This window comes from Roseateles sp. P5_B10 (assembly GCF_056400485.1).
The window spans coordinates 1-751 of record NZ_JBFULE010001432.1 but is presented as its reverse complement, the minus strand read 5'-3'; the positions used below and the strand labels follow the sequence as shown (position 1 = coordinate 751).

The 751-nt window shown below is 65.5% G+C and carries 1 protein-coding gene; it reads right to left on the bottom strand.

Annotation, left to right across the window (positions count from 1 at the left end):
• The coding region (gene mreB, locus AC1DU6_RS33810) for a rod shape-determining protein MreB (RefSeq protein WP_477862756.1) at positions 1-558 on the bottom strand (558 nt) is incomplete at its 3' end.
• Positions 559-751 lie beyond the last annotated feature (193 nt).

The following is a 751-nucleotide window of genomic DNA, read 5'->3' as shown; positions in this document are numbered from 1 at the left end:
GCCTTTGTAGACCATGCCGCCCAGCGAGATGACACCGACCTCCGTGGTGCCGCCGCCGATGTCGACGACCATCGAGCCCGAGGCCTCGGCCACCGGCAGCCCGGCGCCGATCGCCGCAGCCATCGGTTCCTCGATCAGGTAGACCTCGCTGGCGCCGGCGCCCAGGGCGCTCTCGCGAATCGCGCGGCGCTCCACCTGGGTGGAACCGCAGGGCACGCAGATGATGATCCTCGGGCTCGGCTTGAAGGTCTTCGAGTCGTGGACCATCTTGATGAACTGCTTGAGCATCTGCTCGGTCACCGTGAAGTCGGCGATGACGCCGTCCTTCATCGGCCGGATGGCCTCGATGTTGCCGGGCACCTTGCCCAGCATGGCCTTGGCCTCGCGGCCAACGGCTTGGATGGTTTTCTTGCCGTTGGGGCCGCCTTCGTGGCGGATGGAAACGACCGAGGGCTCGTCGAGGACGATGCCCTTGCCACGCACGTAGATCAGGGTGTTGGCGGTGCCGAGGTCGATGGCGAGGTCGGTCGAGAAATAGCGGCGCAGGGAGGCGAACATGGGTGGGCGCGGAAGGAGCCTCGCCGGCGGGGCGCGGCTCTGAAAATGGGGGGTGCTTAAAGCAGCAAGGCCGCCCGGACCGCGACGAAATCTGTCGCTGAGAGGGCAGCCCCGAAGGCCATGAAGATGGACGGCGATAATAACCGAACCCCTTCGTTTTGAGCCCGCCAATACTGGGTTTCTGGCTCAATCC